The organism is Vibrio sp. 10N.261.54.A5, assembly GCF_041471145.1.
Classification (GTDB): Bacteria; Pseudomonadota; Gammaproteobacteria; order Enterobacterales; family Vibrionaceae; genus Vibrio; species Vibrio crassostreae_C.
The window spans coordinates 115,937-129,635 of the sequence record NZ_JBFRNU010000045.1; the positions used below are offsets into that span (position 1 = coordinate 115,937).

Genomic DNA, 13,699 nt, shown 5'->3' on the forward strand with positions numbered 1-13,699 from the left:
ACTTAATTTGAATCGCTGAGCGAGCCTGCTTCGTTGCCGAGCACAGAATAGAAATAGGAAATGTCACGGATGTCTTGGTCTGAGAGCGTGTCGGCTTGTTGTTGCATGAGAATCGCTAAGCCACTGGTTCTTTCTCGAGTCTGGTAATCTTTCAATGAAGAGATGAGATAACCCACTTTTTGACCGCGAAGGTTCGGGTAGGGATCTTGTGTTGAGATGCCATCAGCGCCATGACAGGTCATACACACTTTAGCTTTTTGTTTACCTAATTCGAATTGTTCTTGATTAACTTCAGCAGAAACAGGAAACATGACCAGCGTCATTACTAGGGTAGAAAGTGTCGCCATGGGGTTAAATTTTTTTATATTCAAACTCATTCTCGATTCCCTTGATTATGAAATGAGTAAGCTTTCTAAGATCAATACACGAGATCAACTGGTGAAGTAGAAACGACTGGAACTCGTTATTAAGTCTCTTAAAGCTGCTTACGTTCGATTAAAGGTTATGCAGCAACCAGCATTCTCGCTACTGACTTACTCATATTTATTGTTAATTTTGTTGTTTCATACGTATTCATAGGGCTTATTGGTTTACTTACGCAGAGTAAAATACGAGTTTTTGTTACTAGACGGTTGAGAAGGAATACGTCAAGCGGGTAGGGAGTGCTGAACGAGAGCGGTGATGGAAGAGACAGAGAAACGGCGAAGTTATTGAAAAACAGCGAGGTGTAGGAGCATTCGGAATAAAGTGATACCAATCAATCTGAGTGGTATCGGTACAAGTTAAATGGTCAATTTATACTAGACTCAATTTAGTGACCTTTTAAATGGAGTTTAGAATGAGAACTGTATTCTTGTTGATGCTTTGGCTTTGCTCGTTTTCGATTTTTGCAGCCTCAGAGTTAACGGTTTTCGACCACTCCGGGCAAAAGCATGGTTTTAGTAGAGAGCAATTCCTGTCACTTCCTCAAAAAGAAATTACTACCACCTTGCCTTGGGTCGAGGGTCTGACCGTTTATAGTGGTGTGACGTTACAAACGGTGCTTGAAAATATGGATCTACCGATATCATCACAAGTCACTTTCGTAGCATTGAATGACTATAAAATTGCCGTGCCCAAAGAAGATTTTGATACCTATGAACCCATCATTGCGATTAAAAAGAATGGGGAGTTTATGTCTGTGAGAGAGAAAGGCCCGTTTTGGTTGATTTACCCAATCTCTGCGAACCCTGAAACCAATACCCCTGATTTCCATGCCAAGATGATTTGGCAGATTCGTGATATTCACCTGTAGAGGCTAATTATGAAGAAGCTGTTGTCTATGGCCGCAATCAAAGTCGTTGTTTTGTCTTTGGCCGTGGTTGTTCTATCCGTCAATATCTACAGTGTCACTCGAATTAATGACATCAACAAGAGCTTTTCTAACCGCCAAAATGAGGCCACTTGGTTTGTTTTTCAACTCGTCAAAGAGTATGCAAACTTCTTGATGGTTAGCCATGCAAAGACGATTGATTATGATGAACTTTGGTTGGCATATGACATTACTTGGAGTCGTTTTGATATTCTGATCAACAGCACTGAATCGTCCAATTTTATTCGCTCAGCAAACTTTAAACCGTACTTTACCGCAGAGTTTGAAAAGTTTAAGTCGTTAGAATCCTCAATTAAGTTGGTGAATCAAGGCGCTTTGCCTAAGGAATCACTGCAGAAGAAAATTGATATTTGTTACAACACGCTGGTCGAATTTATTAACGAAAAGTTTCGACTTCAAAGCCCGGTTATTGAAGAAAACACCACAATGGTCGACAAGTTGGTGATGATGCATCAGATAAGCAGCGTATTTCTGGTGTTGCTACTGCTTGTGACAGGAGCGATTTTTTACGTCGACTTTGCAATCAAACGAAAACTTCATTCTACCGACTTCATTACTGGCTTTCGCAATCGAGTCTCGCTCATGCAGTTTGTTAAGAACAGCTATCCAACAAACGGTAATTTCGACCTTTACTTTGTAAGAATCAGAAACCTTAGTGAGATAAACCAAAAGTATGGACTTGAATATGGAGACTTGGTGGTGAGTTCAGCTGCTAAGTCCCTGACGGCAAAGGTACCGGAAAGTACTATCTCGTTTCGTAGTAGTGGCAGTCAGTTTCTATTCTTCATTCCTGAGCAATTGTACACAAGTGATGAGATACAGGAAAAATTCAATGACGTGCTTAAGGATTATATCTCTGCGGGGAATTTAGAATTGATTATTGACGCTGTAGTCAGGCATAAGAAGAACATCAGCTCTAAAGATATGATGGAGCTACTAACGACGATGCAGAGTTAATCCCCGCATCAGCGATAAGTTAGATCATTAGGTTTTGTTGACTGTACGCTCACCATTCTCCCGCTTCACTATGATGGCTTTTGCCATTCTTTATTTGCCTCCTCATTCAATGTGCAGCCAATAGAGAGCTCCTGCTCTGATGAAGATAGTTCTACTACTAGTTATAGCTATAGTGGCTTTCCGCGCTTGAATAGGAAGAGAGGCTTTGAGGTTTAGGTTTAGGTTTAAGGTTACTGCTTTTGAGTGAGTGCAACGATTCGCTCGTTAGATCTCGAACTGCTAACAGACTGCGGGTTTAAAATTGCTTGCGGGTTATGGTTTCGAACAAACTCGATGAATTCCAGATAAGTGAGTGGCTGACTGAAGAAGTAGCCTTGTATTAGGTTACAGTTGGCTTTTCTGAGGTAATGATACTGTTCTATCGACTCAACACCTTCTCCGACGACTAGCGTGTCACAAGAGTGGCCTAAGTTAACCATAGATTCGACCATCTTGCGGTCGGCCTTGTCGTCTACCATGTTATCGATAAAGCTCTTATCAATTTTGAGCTCATCCACAGGGTAGTGGAGAAGTTGGTTAAACGCTGTGTAGCCCGTACCAAAATCGTCAAGGGAGACCTTTAAACCTAAGCTTCTGAGGCTCTCGATAGTCTGCACCGTAAGCTTGGTACTTTTCACGTAACTGGTCTCGGTAATCTCTATAATAATGTTGCCAGGTGGCACTTGATAACGTTCGAGTACTTTACGGATGTTGTCGGCAAAATTACGGTTGTAGAGCTCCATCGCCGAGATATTAATTGACAGAGTGCCCTTGTATTTATGAAGTTCTGAAAGCTCTTTATAGCTTTTGATCGCGGTGCCAATGACCCACATGTCGAGCCTGGCAATAAGGTTACTCTTTTCTGCAACTGGGATAAATTCTTCTGGTCCCGCATCGATATCGAATAAGGCTGGGCAACGAATCAGGCACTCCGCGCCATCTATCTGAAGTGTCTTGGCGTTAAAAATAGGCATAAAGCGAAGTTCAAAGTTGTCACTTTCGCAGCACTCTAAGAGTCTTTTCTCTACAACGTCATGGCGTTCCAAGGTATGTAACAACTCTTCGCCATAAACAATACGACTTTCGCCATCACTATGAGACTTCGCATTAGCTAACATTTCATCGATGCATCGGTGCCAAATCTCATCGAACTTTGGCGTGTCGAGCGGTAAAACACCTGTTGCGAGTGATAATCGAAACCCATAGTAGTCAAGGAAGGTGGTGCCGGTCAGCGTATTGTTGATGTTCTCAATTTCTTCGTTTATCACTTGGTTCTTACCCATCTCCAAGATCGCGATAAACTGATTCCCTCCCAGTCTGGCTAAAGAGTAATCACTGCAACTAAAGCCCAAAGAGGCTTGTTGGTTTTGTAGTGTCTCTTTCAGTGCTTTAGCTAAGCTTATCAGTACATTATCACCAACTTTTGCCCCGTAGAGATCGTTAATTTTACGAAAATCGATGATGTCCCAACAAACCACATAGCAGTGTGGGCTCATCGAGCTTTTTAGTCGTACATCAAGGTGTCTGATGAAAGAGCGTCGGTTAGCTAGCTTGGTGAGTTGGTCGAATTCGGCTTCGAACTTCAACTCTGTTAATGAGTCTATGTACGCGTTCTTTAAACCATCAATTTCACTTTGCCCTGATGAGCGTTTGAAGTATCTAAGTTTGAGCCCGCCGATCGATATCTCTTGAAGTAAGTCTTTAAGCGGTCGCACGAGTTGGTAACGTACCACTAAATGTACGATCAACATGATCGTAAAGAGAGTACCAAAGCCACTTAACAAGGTTTGTTTAGTGATGATGGCTTTCTCATGGTTGAACTTTTGTTCTCGAATATTTACTTGCGCGATGAGATTTCGGCTGGTCATCTGCACATTGATATTATCTTGGGTTTGCTCAATTGATTTGATAACGAATTGGGTATTTCCGATGTTGGCAGCGTCAGAGGATGGCTCGATTAAGAACTGAATATTGTCATCGTCATTGTATTTGATTAATAAGCTAGAGAGTTGTATCAGAGGTCCGTCAGCAATCAAGATGTAGCGATTTAAACTGTTACTTGCACGTTTGTCTTGAGGAAGGAGGTAAGGGTCAATTGCTGCAACATACGAGTATCTGAGCTCTCCACTGATCGAGATATAAGAGAAGCCTTCGTAGGAGAGTTCATTTTTGCTGAGTAACGAGGTGTATATATCGAAGACTCTTTCGTAAATCTTGTCAGGGATCTTTAGCCCCTCGAAAGGATCGGCTCTGAGAGTCGAAAGCGTTAAATTGAACTTAGGGTCCACGATATAAACATTGCGTTGCCCAAATTGATTGACGTGATTCTGGCTTAATACTCGGAGTACTCGTTTTTCCAATAGCGATAGAGTCGTGTAGTCGCCAGGATTTTGAATGTAGCGGAGGAACTGCAACGAAGAACCGATATCTTTAACTAGTAAGGACAAGCCGAGCTGCTCGTATTCCGCCGCGACTAAAGCGGTGTTCACATCAGATTGCACCTTGTCCAAATACATGTGCTTAGCATGATTTGATGCGAAGTTGTACATCACGATTCCTGCTATCAGGAGCACAAATGTCAGCGTTGGTAAAAGTACAAAATAGAGCTTCTTCAATACTGGCATGAGTTATCTCAAACTGTCGACAATACGATTGCGAATTTGAATGCTACTCGGTTCTAACGGCTGATAAAGGTAGCTGCGATCTAATACTTCTTTATTCGGGAAAAGCTCGGGATCGTTTTGATACTCCTGAGAAGTGAGTGCTTTTGCTTTTGAACTTGGCGTTGCAAACCATGAATCCATTGCGTTTTGAGCGGCGATTTCGGGTTGCGATAAGAAGGAGAGAATCGTGGTTGCCTGTGGAGATCGCTCTCCGTTGTTAATTGCAGCCATACACTCTAACCATAAGGTTGTTCCTTCTAGAGGCACTGTGTAGGCCCAAGATGCCTCAGGTTCGGCATCATTAAGCACATAGCTGTCACCTGAGTATCCGTAGGCGAGGTCGATGTTGGCTAAGTGTTCGGGATGACGAATATAATCGACAACGTATTCATTACTTTCAAGGTGAGGCTTCTGTGCTTGTAGCGTTTTGTAAGCGACTCGAAGTTCTTGTTCGTTGTTGGTAAACGGCTCAAATTGATTCATCAGAAGCGCAGCACTCACCAAATCCGTAGGCTCATAATACATGCTGATTCGGCCGCTGGTTTTGGTTTCAGGGTCTAGAAGAGCGCCCCAAGACTTGGGAGTCTCAACTTTTCCGCTTCGGTATAAGATGCCGGATGTCCCCCAAGCGTAGGGGATTCCATATTCGCCACACCCATCCACCCATCTTGAGTCAAAGTTGCTTGAAAGGGATTGCTGCAAGTCGCTCAGGTTGTGGAATAAGTTCTGTTTAGCCAGCGCTTTCAGTTTCATACTTTCAATGACAACCAATTCAAACGCACCTCGTCGTTCACTCAATAGCACTTCATCACGAATGGACTCGTCAGAAAAATATTGCTGCTTTAGTGAGATGCCGTAGGTATCACTCAACTGGGTAACGACGCTGTCAGATAAAAATTCATCCCAATTGTAGAGATAAATATCATGCTGCTGGCCAAATACAGGGCTAGCCACAAAGGATGTTGACGCAAGTATTGATACGCAAAACGCTTTCACTGACGGATTCCCTTTCGTACGTGATAACTAAATCGTAGCCCAAAATTTGCGACATGATTCAAATTTAGGCACTTAATTTAACTTCAACTTCATGCATTTCATGCAAATAGCAACTTGCTACTCCTACTTGATACCGAACCTTTATCGTGTGAGGCAAGGATGACTCCGTCGTATCGTATTCAACACAAGTACGTATTCCAGTTTATTGTCCGTGAATGGATTATTTAAATTAATATTCATCATAATATCCATTCTTACAAGTTATTATGCAAATATTAAGCATTAAATAATGATGCGGTGATTACCTTTTTCGGGTTTTCGCTCGTATTAATCGTCGTTATTCCTTTGTTTTGCCATCGCGATTTACTCTTATGTTCAATGTTCTTTTATCCCTAAAAACACTTCTATAACGTTTTGTTTATCATTTGTTTCGTTTCTCAATAAGTATCGATAAAGTTGTTGCTAAAGACTTGTAGCACAAGGTGATTGTGCTTATTGTGGGCAGCAATATCTAGGTTATGTCCCAACGAGCCATGATTGCCGGTTTGGGAAATGTTGTGCATTTAGGAGCCATTGTGGATTTAGAGATATATCAAGTAGATTCGTTTACAACTCAAGCGTTTAAAGGGAACCCTGCCGGGGTCTGTATCTCCAAAGAGCCGTTGGATGAGTCGTTAATGTTTTCAATCGCTGAAGAGATGGCGGTATCTGAAACGGCTTTTCTCGCGCTTAACACTATGACGCTAAAATGGTTCACTCCCGAAGTCGAAGTGAAGCTGTGTGGACATGGCACACTGGCAACGGTTCATGTGATGAAAGAACAAGGACTGCTTGAGACAGGTGATAAGGTCGTGTTTAACACCTTATCTGGGGAATTATCTGCCGCCGTTTGTGAATCGTCTATCGAGCTTGATTTTCCTAGTACACAGCTATCATTGCGTTCTGAACCCAACCTCACGCTGCTTGAACACCTAGGTTTAGATCCGCATCAAGTAGTTTCATTCAGAGAATTTGACTCTAAGCAGTTAATCGAAGTTTCCAACGAACAAGTGTTATTGGAGCTTTCACCAAACTTTGATGCGTTAAAAGGTATTCAAGGGCGAGGTGTAGTGGTGACAGCATTGGCAGCAAATACGGAACTTGATTTTGTTTCTCGCTACTTTGCACCTTGGGTTGGGGTTAATGAAGATCCTGTGACTGGCTCGGCACATTGCGCATTGACGCAACACTGGGCAGAAAAGCTCAACAAAAGCAGTTTCAGTGCTTATCAGGCGTCTCGTCGTGGTGGCTATATGTCGACTGAATTATTGGCTAATGGGCGAATAAAGTTAATCGGCTCTGCGACCACTGTGATTAGTGGTGTGTTGAAGCTTTAGATTTTTATAGAAGCTTTAGAGCGCTGTTTGCTCTGTTTTGTTGTAACCGCCTAGTATGTTTTATTCGATTATTCACCGTGAAAGAAGCGGCTAGGGCGGAATGTTATTATTGAAGGAATCACCGTGTCTGCCTTTTATCTTTCCCAAGTATTAGTCGCGATAGCCATTTGTTTTGATCTTCTGTCATTCCAATTCAAGGAAAGGAAGAAAATCGTCACTTGTCTGTTCTTTGCTGGCGTTCTTATTTCGAGTCACTTTATCCTTCTTGAACAATGGACAGCGGCGAGCTTAATGACGATTGCCACGATTCGCTATTTGACGAGCGTCTTTTCTACCTCGTCTAAGTTTAAATATTTGTTTTCTTCGATGTCGGTGGTCGCAACCGCAGTGACTTACTCAGGGCTGACCAGCATATTGAGTTGCTTTGCCTCCGTATTTCAGACCTTTGCTGCCTTCAATAAAGATGACCGTCGATTAAGAGAATTGATGATCATCGGAACCAGCTTTTGGTTGGTTCACAATTATTTAGTTGGTTCGCCAACAGCGGTTGTTATGGAGGCGCTGTTTATCTGCAGTAACTTGGTGGGCTATTACCGTTTTTACTTTAGAAAGAGTGCCACTGCTTAGGTTTACAACTGAAGCTAAGGCCCAAATTATTAATCAATTCAATACTAGCTAGGATAGCTTGATGCCAAACATTTACAATGATGTTCCTTCATCAATACCCAATGAAATATTCAATGACCTGATTGCCAACGACAGTGTTCGAATTGAAAGAATATTGTCGCATGGACACAGCTCCCCGGAAGAGGGTTGGTATGATCAAGATGAGAATGAATGGGTGATGGTGATAGAAGGTCAAGGCGTCATCGAGTTTGAAGATGGACGCGTTGTTACCTTGTCTAAAGGGGATTACACCAATATTGCTGCGAGAGAAAAGCACAAGGTTATTGGTACAGATAAAGATACGGTGACGATCTGGTTGGCTGTGTTTTATCGTTGATATCTTGTTCTAAAGCTGAGGCTGTTAGGTTATAAAGCTTGCTGATTCAGCTGTTTATTTGCACCTCAGAAAGGACTTAAGACAAAAAGGAGTATGTTGTGGTTAGAATTCGAAACTATCAAGCGAGTGATGACAAAGCACTGTGGGAGATCTTCTTTCATACCGTACGTAACGTGAATGTTCGAGATTATTCTCAACAGCAAGTCGAAGCTTGGGCACCCAGTAGCTTTGACTTTGCGTTATGGCAAAAGCGTATGAATGGGTTACAACCCTTTGTGGCTGAGCTCGATGGCTTCGTTGTTGGCTATACTGACCTGCAACCAAGTGGCTTGATTGATCACTTTTTCTGTCACCACGAATATCAAGGGAAGGGTGTCGGGAAAGCGTTGATGGAACATGTTTTCACTGTGGGTCGAGTTCGTGGCGTATCGAGATATTTCTCTGAAGTAAGTATTACCGCAAGGCCTTTTTATGAGCACCTTGGCTTTAAGGTAGTAAATGAACAGGAAGTCGAAATGCGTGGCGTAAAGCTGACCAATTACGTGATGGAAAAGATAGTTGAAGATGGACAAGGCAGCTGAATAGGCGGACTCGTGTTCTTAGGGATACAGAAACCGAGTTTGAAATATTAATGAACCTTATTAAGGATAACTTTTCCTGATCTATTGATATTGTCGATGAGTTCAAATTGTGTGCAAGATAATTTGTCTAATCTAAACATTGAATGAATACAAGGAGTGTTGTTCATGAGTCATGTGAGTAGATCTAAACTATATACATTGGTGTCGATGTTGTCCTTCGCTGTTGGCGTTCTTGCCTTAGATGCTGGGGTGTCGGGGTTATTTCCTCTCTTTGTTGTCGTCATCTCATTTTTTTCATTCGTCATTAACTCGTTTCTTTGTTTGTTCGGAGGTAAACGCGAAGATGGCTTTGATGCCTATCAAAAAGCAAATCAGACTCGGTCGCGAGCACTGGTCAAAGGCTTAGAAGACTCGAACAAATAAACCTATGCCTTCAGACGAACGGTAATCTCATTTTTGACACAGTTTTCACCTGCTTTTTGTTCTCTTATTCAAGAAAAATCATCTCTTTAGAGATAATATTCACTTCAACTAATATCAGTGAAGGAAGTAAAGTGGGTATTGAAGCTTTAGCGTTTGTGATGGACGCATTAATCACCGCATGTTGTATGTACATCGCCTCTAAAATGTCTTTCGTGGTCGCAGATTTTAAATCCCTTCTTACTATTGCTGTTATCGTTGCTCTGGTGTCATTGATTCCAACAGTAGGTTGGGTGTTAGGGTTGATTCTGTTTGTGTTCCTACTCGGGAAAGCGACGCACTCTAGTATTGGTGACTGCATCTGGGTAGTGGTCTTCACGAAGGTGGTATCGATGGCGGCCTTTCTGATATTCGGGCGCTTGTTTATGTAATCCGGGTTCTTGCTTATATAAAGGCAGGTTCGGCTAGTTTGATACCGATCTTAACTTGGTATTTAAACGTCAAAAGGGTGTGAGCCTGTCACACCCTCTAAGAACCTTTGATTTGTGTTCATCTTTATTATTTAGGCAGTAATACAGCATCAATCACATGGATAACACCATTGCTTGCTTCAACATCTGCCATCACGACCTGCGCTTTGTTGACCATCACGTTGCCGTGATCAATTCCTAACATTACCGCTTCGCCTTGCACTGTTACGGCACTATCAAGTTTCATCACTTCAGACGCCATTATTTTCCCTGGTACCACATGATAGGTCAGTACTGCAATCAGCTTGTCTTTGTTTTCTGGCTTCAACAGCATATCAACCGTTCCTTCTGGTAGCGCAGCGAACGCTTCATCCGTTGGCGCAAACACTGTGAAGGGACCGTCACCTTTCAATGTTTCAACTAAGCCTGCCGCTTTTACCGCTGCTACCAAGGTGTTGAAAGAGCCGTTTTCAGCCGCCACGTCAACGATATCTTTCTTCATTCCGTGGTGATCAGCGTGAGCAAAAGCCGTAAAAAGAAGCGTCGCAACTAGCACTGACATGGTTTTGATTAATTTATTAAACATATTGTCTTCCTTTGAGTTTTGTCCGTTATTTTCGAGAGGTATTACGAAAGCCCAATCGTGATAGATCAATTTGTTGTGTCTTTGAGTGAATGGTTAGCGATATCGACAGCGTCAAGCGAATAAACTTATATTGTTAAGTGCTTGTTACAATTCCATTTTGATGCTTATAGTTATTTGGTGATTATTCAAGTAATGGATGTGAATATGAGGTTTGTTTTACCAGTAGTCTTTTCTGCATTGGCTTCAATGCCTGCATACAGTGGCCTTGCTCCAAGTGAAGGCTTCAGCGGTAACTTCAGTGTATTGGCCGGTTTCTACTCTGACAGTAGTAATTTGAGTACTGAACAAGATTCGAATCAAGCCACCAACACCCAGGAAGGGGAGAGTGAAAACCAAGGGCTACTCGGCTTTTTGGGTACTGTTCAATATACTTTTGGCGAATCGCTGACTCACCAAGTGTATGTGGGTACGACACGAGAGGATATTGCAACAGGTACCATTGCGTTTGAGATCGGTTATCGATATCAACTTTCTGGTGGCACCATATTGGATTTTTCTGTTCTTCCTACGCTTATCTCGGGTAAGGCTTGGACGGATCCGTATGCTGTTGGCGTTAATCGAAATGAAACGGATGTGAAAGGTAATGTAGGACGACTGCAGCTCACTAATATCGGTGGAACTGGTTTTCGAACGGATCTCGCATTTGGGCAATCAGATGTTGATGAAGAGCTATCTGGTAGCCAAGGCTTATCTCCGGAAGATACTGTGCTGCTGGATAGGGAAAGAACCTATGTGTACGCCAAAGCAGGATACCGCTTTATCTTACCAAACCACGCAGGTCTATTTGTTCCTTCAATGGTGTATTTCCACTCAGACGCAGAAGGAGGAGCACTCAGCTTCGATAGTTATGGTATTGAATTAAACTACGCGAAGAGAATCGGTCGTCATGGTTTTGTTGTCACCCTAGATGCAAGTGATCGTGAATATGATGAGTCGAATCCAATTTACGGGCAAGTACGTGAAGAGAATGAATTCGGTGCATTCTTAGCTTATGAGTTTGGTGGTTTGATGGGCTATAAAGATTGGGCGTTCATTACTTTACTGGGTTTAAGAAGCATAGATTCTAATATCGATTTCTATAACTCCGAGCAAGTATTAGCGAGTGTGGGTGTGGATTATAAATTCTGATATTCACACTATTTTAAAAATACTCATCAAAGCAGAAGTTTAAGTTCAGTCTTACTATTTGTTTAATTATTTCGGGCACTTACACCTTTAAAGGTTGTAGGTTCCCGTTGCTATCCGTAATATGAAAATTAGCTTATGGATAGAAATAATAGGATAAGGAAGCGCTTTGGAAATACAAATTAGACATTTAGAAGCAACGGATAGCCAAGATGTTTTCGATATTTATCGCCGCCCTTCAGTTTCAGAAAACACCTCACAAAAGCCTTATCTTAGTTCTGAACAAGTGGAGCGACTGTTTGGTCATTCAGACCATTTCACTCTGGTTGCGGAAGTCTCCGGCAAAGTAGTGGGTCACATTACTTTATTCATGACCACCAAGGTAAGAGACAGGCACTGCGCTGGTCTTGGTATTGCTATTCACCCAGATATGCATGGTAAAGGGGTCGGTAAGGCGTTAATGCAAGAAGCGATCAATCAGGCGGATAACTGGCTTAATCTCGTGCGTCTTGAGTTAGAGGTTCATGCCGATAACCACGCCGCTATTGCTTTGTATGAACGTGTAGGCTTTCAGTTAGAAGGCACAAAAAGACTCAGTACGTTCAAAGCGGGTAAGTACATCGATATGTTGCTGATGTCGAGAATACGACCAGATTACCGTTGAGATCGAACCAAACAGGTTCCTGCTTTAGAAATCGGTTAATGAGCAATTGATTAGTGAAATTCCCATTAAACTCTGTATAGTAGCAACCGTTTGCTTCGTATAACCCCAATGATATGGTTTGGGGGTCTCTACCAGCTCCCGCAAAGTGCTGATTACGAAGGGTTTAGATCACAATTGTGTTCTTACTCTTTGTAATGGCGTTCAAGAAAACCTCCTGTCTATTATTCAGAGTAAGTGCACACCTAAAATCCATAGTAGGTGAAATATGAACGCATTTATTCAAGGGCTCCCAAAAGTAGAGTTGCATTTACACATTGAAGGTTCGCTCGAACCTGAGTTACTTTTCCAGCTTGCTCAACGCAATGGCATTGAGCTGCCTTATTCATCCCCAGAGCAACTAAGACGCGCATACGAATTTGATGATTTACAGTCATTTCTGGATATCTATTATCAAGGTGCTGATGCACTGCGCACAGAACAGGATTTCTACGACTTAACATGGGCTTATCTAGAACGCTGTAAAGCCGACAATGTTATCCATACTGAGATTTTCTTTGATCCTCAGACACATACCGATCGTAGCATTGCATTCGACACCGCTATTAACGGCATTCATCGTGCGCTTGAACAGGGTCATAAAGAGTTGGGCATTACCTCTCAAATCATCGCATGTTTTCTGCGCCATTTATCTGAAGAGAGCGCCATTCAAACGTTCGCAGAGGTATTGAAGCATCAAGATAAGATCGTCGGGGTTGGACTGGACTCTTCTGAATTAGGACACCCACCAGAGAAGTTCAAGCGTGTATTCCAACAAGCAAAACAAGCGGGCTTCTTGACGGTGGCGCATGCAGGAGAAGAAGGGCCGGCTCAAAACATTGTCGATGCGATTGAAATGCTCAGCGTGAGTCGAGTGGATCATGGTGTCCAGTGCATGACAGACGAAGCTCTAATCGAAGAGCTGATTGAAACCAAAATGCCACTGACGGTGTGCCCACTGTCGAATATTAAATTGCGTGTATTCGATGTGATGGAAGACCACAACATTGTCGAACTGCTCAGAAAGGGTGTGGCTGTAACGATTAACTCGGATGACCCTGCTTATTTTGGTGGTTACATGTCGGATAACTTTAATGCGGTGAGCAAAGCTCATGAGATGACGCATCAGGAGTTAGCGCTGTTTAGTTTGAATGCGATAGACGCGAGCTTTATTGAAGCGCCATTGAAGCAGCAATATCGAGAGCTTGTTCAAGGTTACTTAGCTAAAGCTGATTTTGACCAGAATTTCTAGCCGCTGTGCCCATTTACTAGCAGCTGAGTATAAAGCGCTAGGATGGCCAACTAAAGTGGATGGTAAAGTGTTATCGACTGAGTCTGCTTAATCTCTATA

15 protein-coding genes and 1 riboswitch are annotated in these 13,699 nt (G+C 42.5%); of the genes, 11 read left to right on the forward strand and 4 right to left on the reverse strand.

The window, feature by feature from the left end; translation table 11 throughout:
- Nucleotides 1–2: 2 nt before the first annotated feature.
- Complete coding sequence (locus tag AB4329_RS14310; RefSeq protein ID WP_029235248.1) at nucleotides 3–377, reverse strand: cytochrome c; 375 nt, start codon at nucleotides 375–377, stop codon at nucleotides 3–5.
- A 461-nt stretch (nucleotides 378–838) separates the two neighbouring features.
- Here AB4329_RS14310 and AB4329_RS14315 point away from each other — a divergent pair, with 461 nt between their 5' ends.
- Both AB4329_RS14315 and AB4329_RS14320 read left to right on the forward strand, forming a co-directional pair.
- A complete protein-coding gene (locus tag AB4329_RS14315) occupies nucleotides 839–1,294 on the forward strand; it encodes a hypothetical protein (protein ID WP_372138598.1) in 456 nt (151 codons plus the stop codon).
- A gap of 9 nt (nucleotides 1,295–1,303) precedes the next feature.
- Nucleotides 1,304–2,329, forward strand: coding sequence for a GGDEF domain-containing protein (locus AB4329_RS14320; RefSeq protein WP_372138599.1), 1,026 nt, complete (start codon nucleotides 1,304–1,306; stop codon nucleotides 2,327–2,329).
- A 230-nt stretch (nucleotides 2,330–2,559) separates the two neighbouring features.
- Here the strand turns inward: AB4329_RS14320 and AB4329_RS14325 are convergent, their stop codons facing one another.
- Complete coding sequence (locus AB4329_RS14325) at nucleotides 2,560–4,992, reverse strand: putative bifunctional diguanylate cyclase/phosphodiesterase (RefSeq protein WP_372138600.1); 2,433 nt, start codon at nucleotides 4,990–4,992, stop codon at nucleotides 2,560–2,562.
- 3 nt (nucleotides 4,993–4,995) lie between these two features.
- The gene (locus AB4329_RS14330; protein WP_372138601.1) at nucleotides 4,996–6,027 is read right to left on the reverse strand and encodes a PotD/PotF family extracellular solute-binding protein; all 1,032 of its coding nucleotides are present in this window, start codon (nucleotides 6,025–6,027) and stop codon (nucleotides 4,996–4,998) included.
- A gap of 575 nt (nucleotides 6,028–6,602) precedes the next feature.
- Here AB4329_RS14330 and AB4329_RS14335 point away from each other — a divergent pair.
- The 6 genes from AB4329_RS14335 to AB4329_RS14360 all read left to right on the forward strand — a co-directional run bounded on the left by AB4329_RS14335 (nucleotide 6,603) and on the right by AB4329_RS14360 (nucleotide 9,838).
- Complete coding sequence (locus tag AB4329_RS14335; protein WP_065584627.1) at nucleotides 6,603–7,403, forward strand: PhzF family phenazine biosynthesis protein; 801 nt, start codon at nucleotides 6,603–6,605, stop codon at nucleotides 7,401–7,403.
- A gap of 123 nt (nucleotides 7,404–7,526) precedes the next feature.
- Nucleotides 7,527–8,030 carry a YgjV family protein gene (locus AB4329_RS14340; protein ID WP_017071337.1) on the forward strand — a complete coding sequence of 168 codons (504 nt, stop codon included), beginning with the start codon at nucleotides 7,527–7,529 and terminating at the stop codon, nucleotides 8,028–8,030.
- A gap of 61 nt (nucleotides 8,031–8,091) precedes the next feature.
- Nucleotides 8,092–8,406, forward strand: coding sequence for a cupin domain-containing protein (locus tag AB4329_RS14345; protein WP_017060022.1), 315 nt, complete (start codon nucleotides 8,092–8,094; stop codon nucleotides 8,404–8,406).
- Nucleotides 8,407–8,504: 98 nt separating this feature from the next.
- Nucleotides 8,505–8,987 (forward strand): GNAT family N-acetyltransferase, encoded by a 483-nt coding sequence (locus AB4329_RS14350; RefSeq protein ID WP_372138603.1) that lies wholly within the window; start codon nucleotides 8,505–8,507, stop codon nucleotides 8,985–8,987.
- 165 nt (nucleotides 8,988–9,152) lie between these two features.
- On the forward strand, nucleotides 9,153–9,410 hold the full coding sequence (locus AB4329_RS14355) for a hypothetical protein (RefSeq protein ID WP_017060020.1): 258 nt from the start codon (nucleotides 9,153–9,155) through the stop codon (nucleotides 9,408–9,410).
- A gap of 131 nt (nucleotides 9,411–9,541) precedes the next feature.
- Nucleotides 9,542–9,838: a hypothetical protein gene (locus AB4329_RS14360; RefSeq protein WP_017064710.1), complete on the forward strand. Its 297-nt coding sequence runs from the start codon at nucleotides 9,542–9,544 to the stop codon at nucleotides 9,836–9,838.
- A gap of 127 nt (nucleotides 9,839–9,965) precedes the next feature.
- Here the strand turns inward: AB4329_RS14360 and AB4329_RS14365 are convergent, their stop codons facing one another.
- Nucleotides 9,966–10,463, reverse strand: a complete 498-nt coding sequence (locus AB4329_RS14365) for a fasciclin domain-containing protein (RefSeq protein ID WP_372138604.1) — start codon at nucleotides 10,461–10,463, stop codon at nucleotides 9,966–9,968.
- A gap of 204 nt (nucleotides 10,464–10,667) precedes the next feature.
- Here AB4329_RS14365 and AB4329_RS14370 point away from each other — a divergent pair, with 204 nt between their 5' ends.
- From AB4329_RS14370 to AB4329_RS14380, 3 genes are all read left to right on the forward strand, one after another.
- A complete protein-coding gene (locus AB4329_RS14370) occupies nucleotides 10,668–11,651 on the forward strand; it encodes a DUF2860 family protein (protein ID WP_372138606.1) in 984 nt (327 codons plus the stop codon).
- Nucleotides 11,652–11,817: 166 nt separating this feature from the next.
- Nucleotides 11,818–12,312, forward strand: a complete 495-nt coding sequence (locus AB4329_RS14375) for a GNAT family N-acetyltransferase (RefSeq protein ID WP_017066469.1) — start codon at nucleotides 11,818–11,820, stop codon at nucleotides 12,310–12,312.
- 75 nt (nucleotides 12,313–12,387) lie between these two features.
- Nucleotides 12,388–12,487: riboswitch (purine riboswitch) on the forward strand.
- Nucleotides 12,488–12,577: 90 nt separating this feature from the next.
- Nucleotides 12,578–13,600: an adenosine deaminase gene (locus tag AB4329_RS14380; protein ID WP_102393770.1), complete on the forward strand. Its 1,023-nt coding sequence runs from the start codon at nucleotides 12,578–12,580 to the stop codon at nucleotides 13,598–13,600.
- The last annotated feature ends 99 nt before the right edge of the window (nucleotides 13,601–13,699 follow it).

What these genes read in the sequence shown, in the direction of transcription:
- AB4329_RS14310 (WP_029235248.1), bottom strand. Translation starts at nt 377, where the DNA reads ATGAGTTTGAATATAAAAAAATTTAACCCCATGGCGACACTTTCTACC.
- AB4329_RS14315 (WP_372138598.1), top strand. Translation starts at nt 839, where the DNA reads ATGAGAACTGTATTCTTGTTGATGCTTTGGCTTTGCTCGTTTTCGATT.
- AB4329_RS14320 (WP_372138599.1), top strand. Translation starts at nt 1,304, where the DNA reads ATGAAGAAGCTGTTGTCTATGGCCGCAATCAAAGTCGTTGTTTTGTCT.
- AB4329_RS14325 (WP_372138600.1), bottom strand. Translation starts at nt 4,992, where the DNA reads ATGCCAGTATTGAAGAAGCTCTATTTTGTACTTTTACCAACGCTGACA.
- AB4329_RS14345 (WP_017060022.1), top strand. Translation starts at nt 8,092, where the DNA reads ATGCCAAACATTTACAATGATGTTCCTTCATCAATACCCAATGAAATA.
- AB4329_RS14355 (WP_017060020.1), top strand. Translation starts at nt 9,153, where the DNA reads ATGAGTCATGTGAGTAGATCTAAACTATATACATTGGTGTCGATGTTG.
- AB4329_RS14365 (WP_372138604.1), bottom strand. Translation starts at nt 10,463, where the DNA reads ATGTTTAATAAATTAATCAAAACCATGTCAGTGCTAGTTGCGACGCTT.
- AB4329_RS14370 (WP_372138606.1), top strand. Translation starts at nt 10,668, where the DNA reads ATGAGGTTTGTTTTACCAGTAGTCTTTTCTGCATTGGCTTCAATGCCT.
- AB4329_RS14380 (WP_102393770.1), top strand. Translation starts at nt 12,578, where the DNA reads ATGAACGCATTTATTCAAGGGCTCCCAAAAGTAGAGTTGCATTTACAC.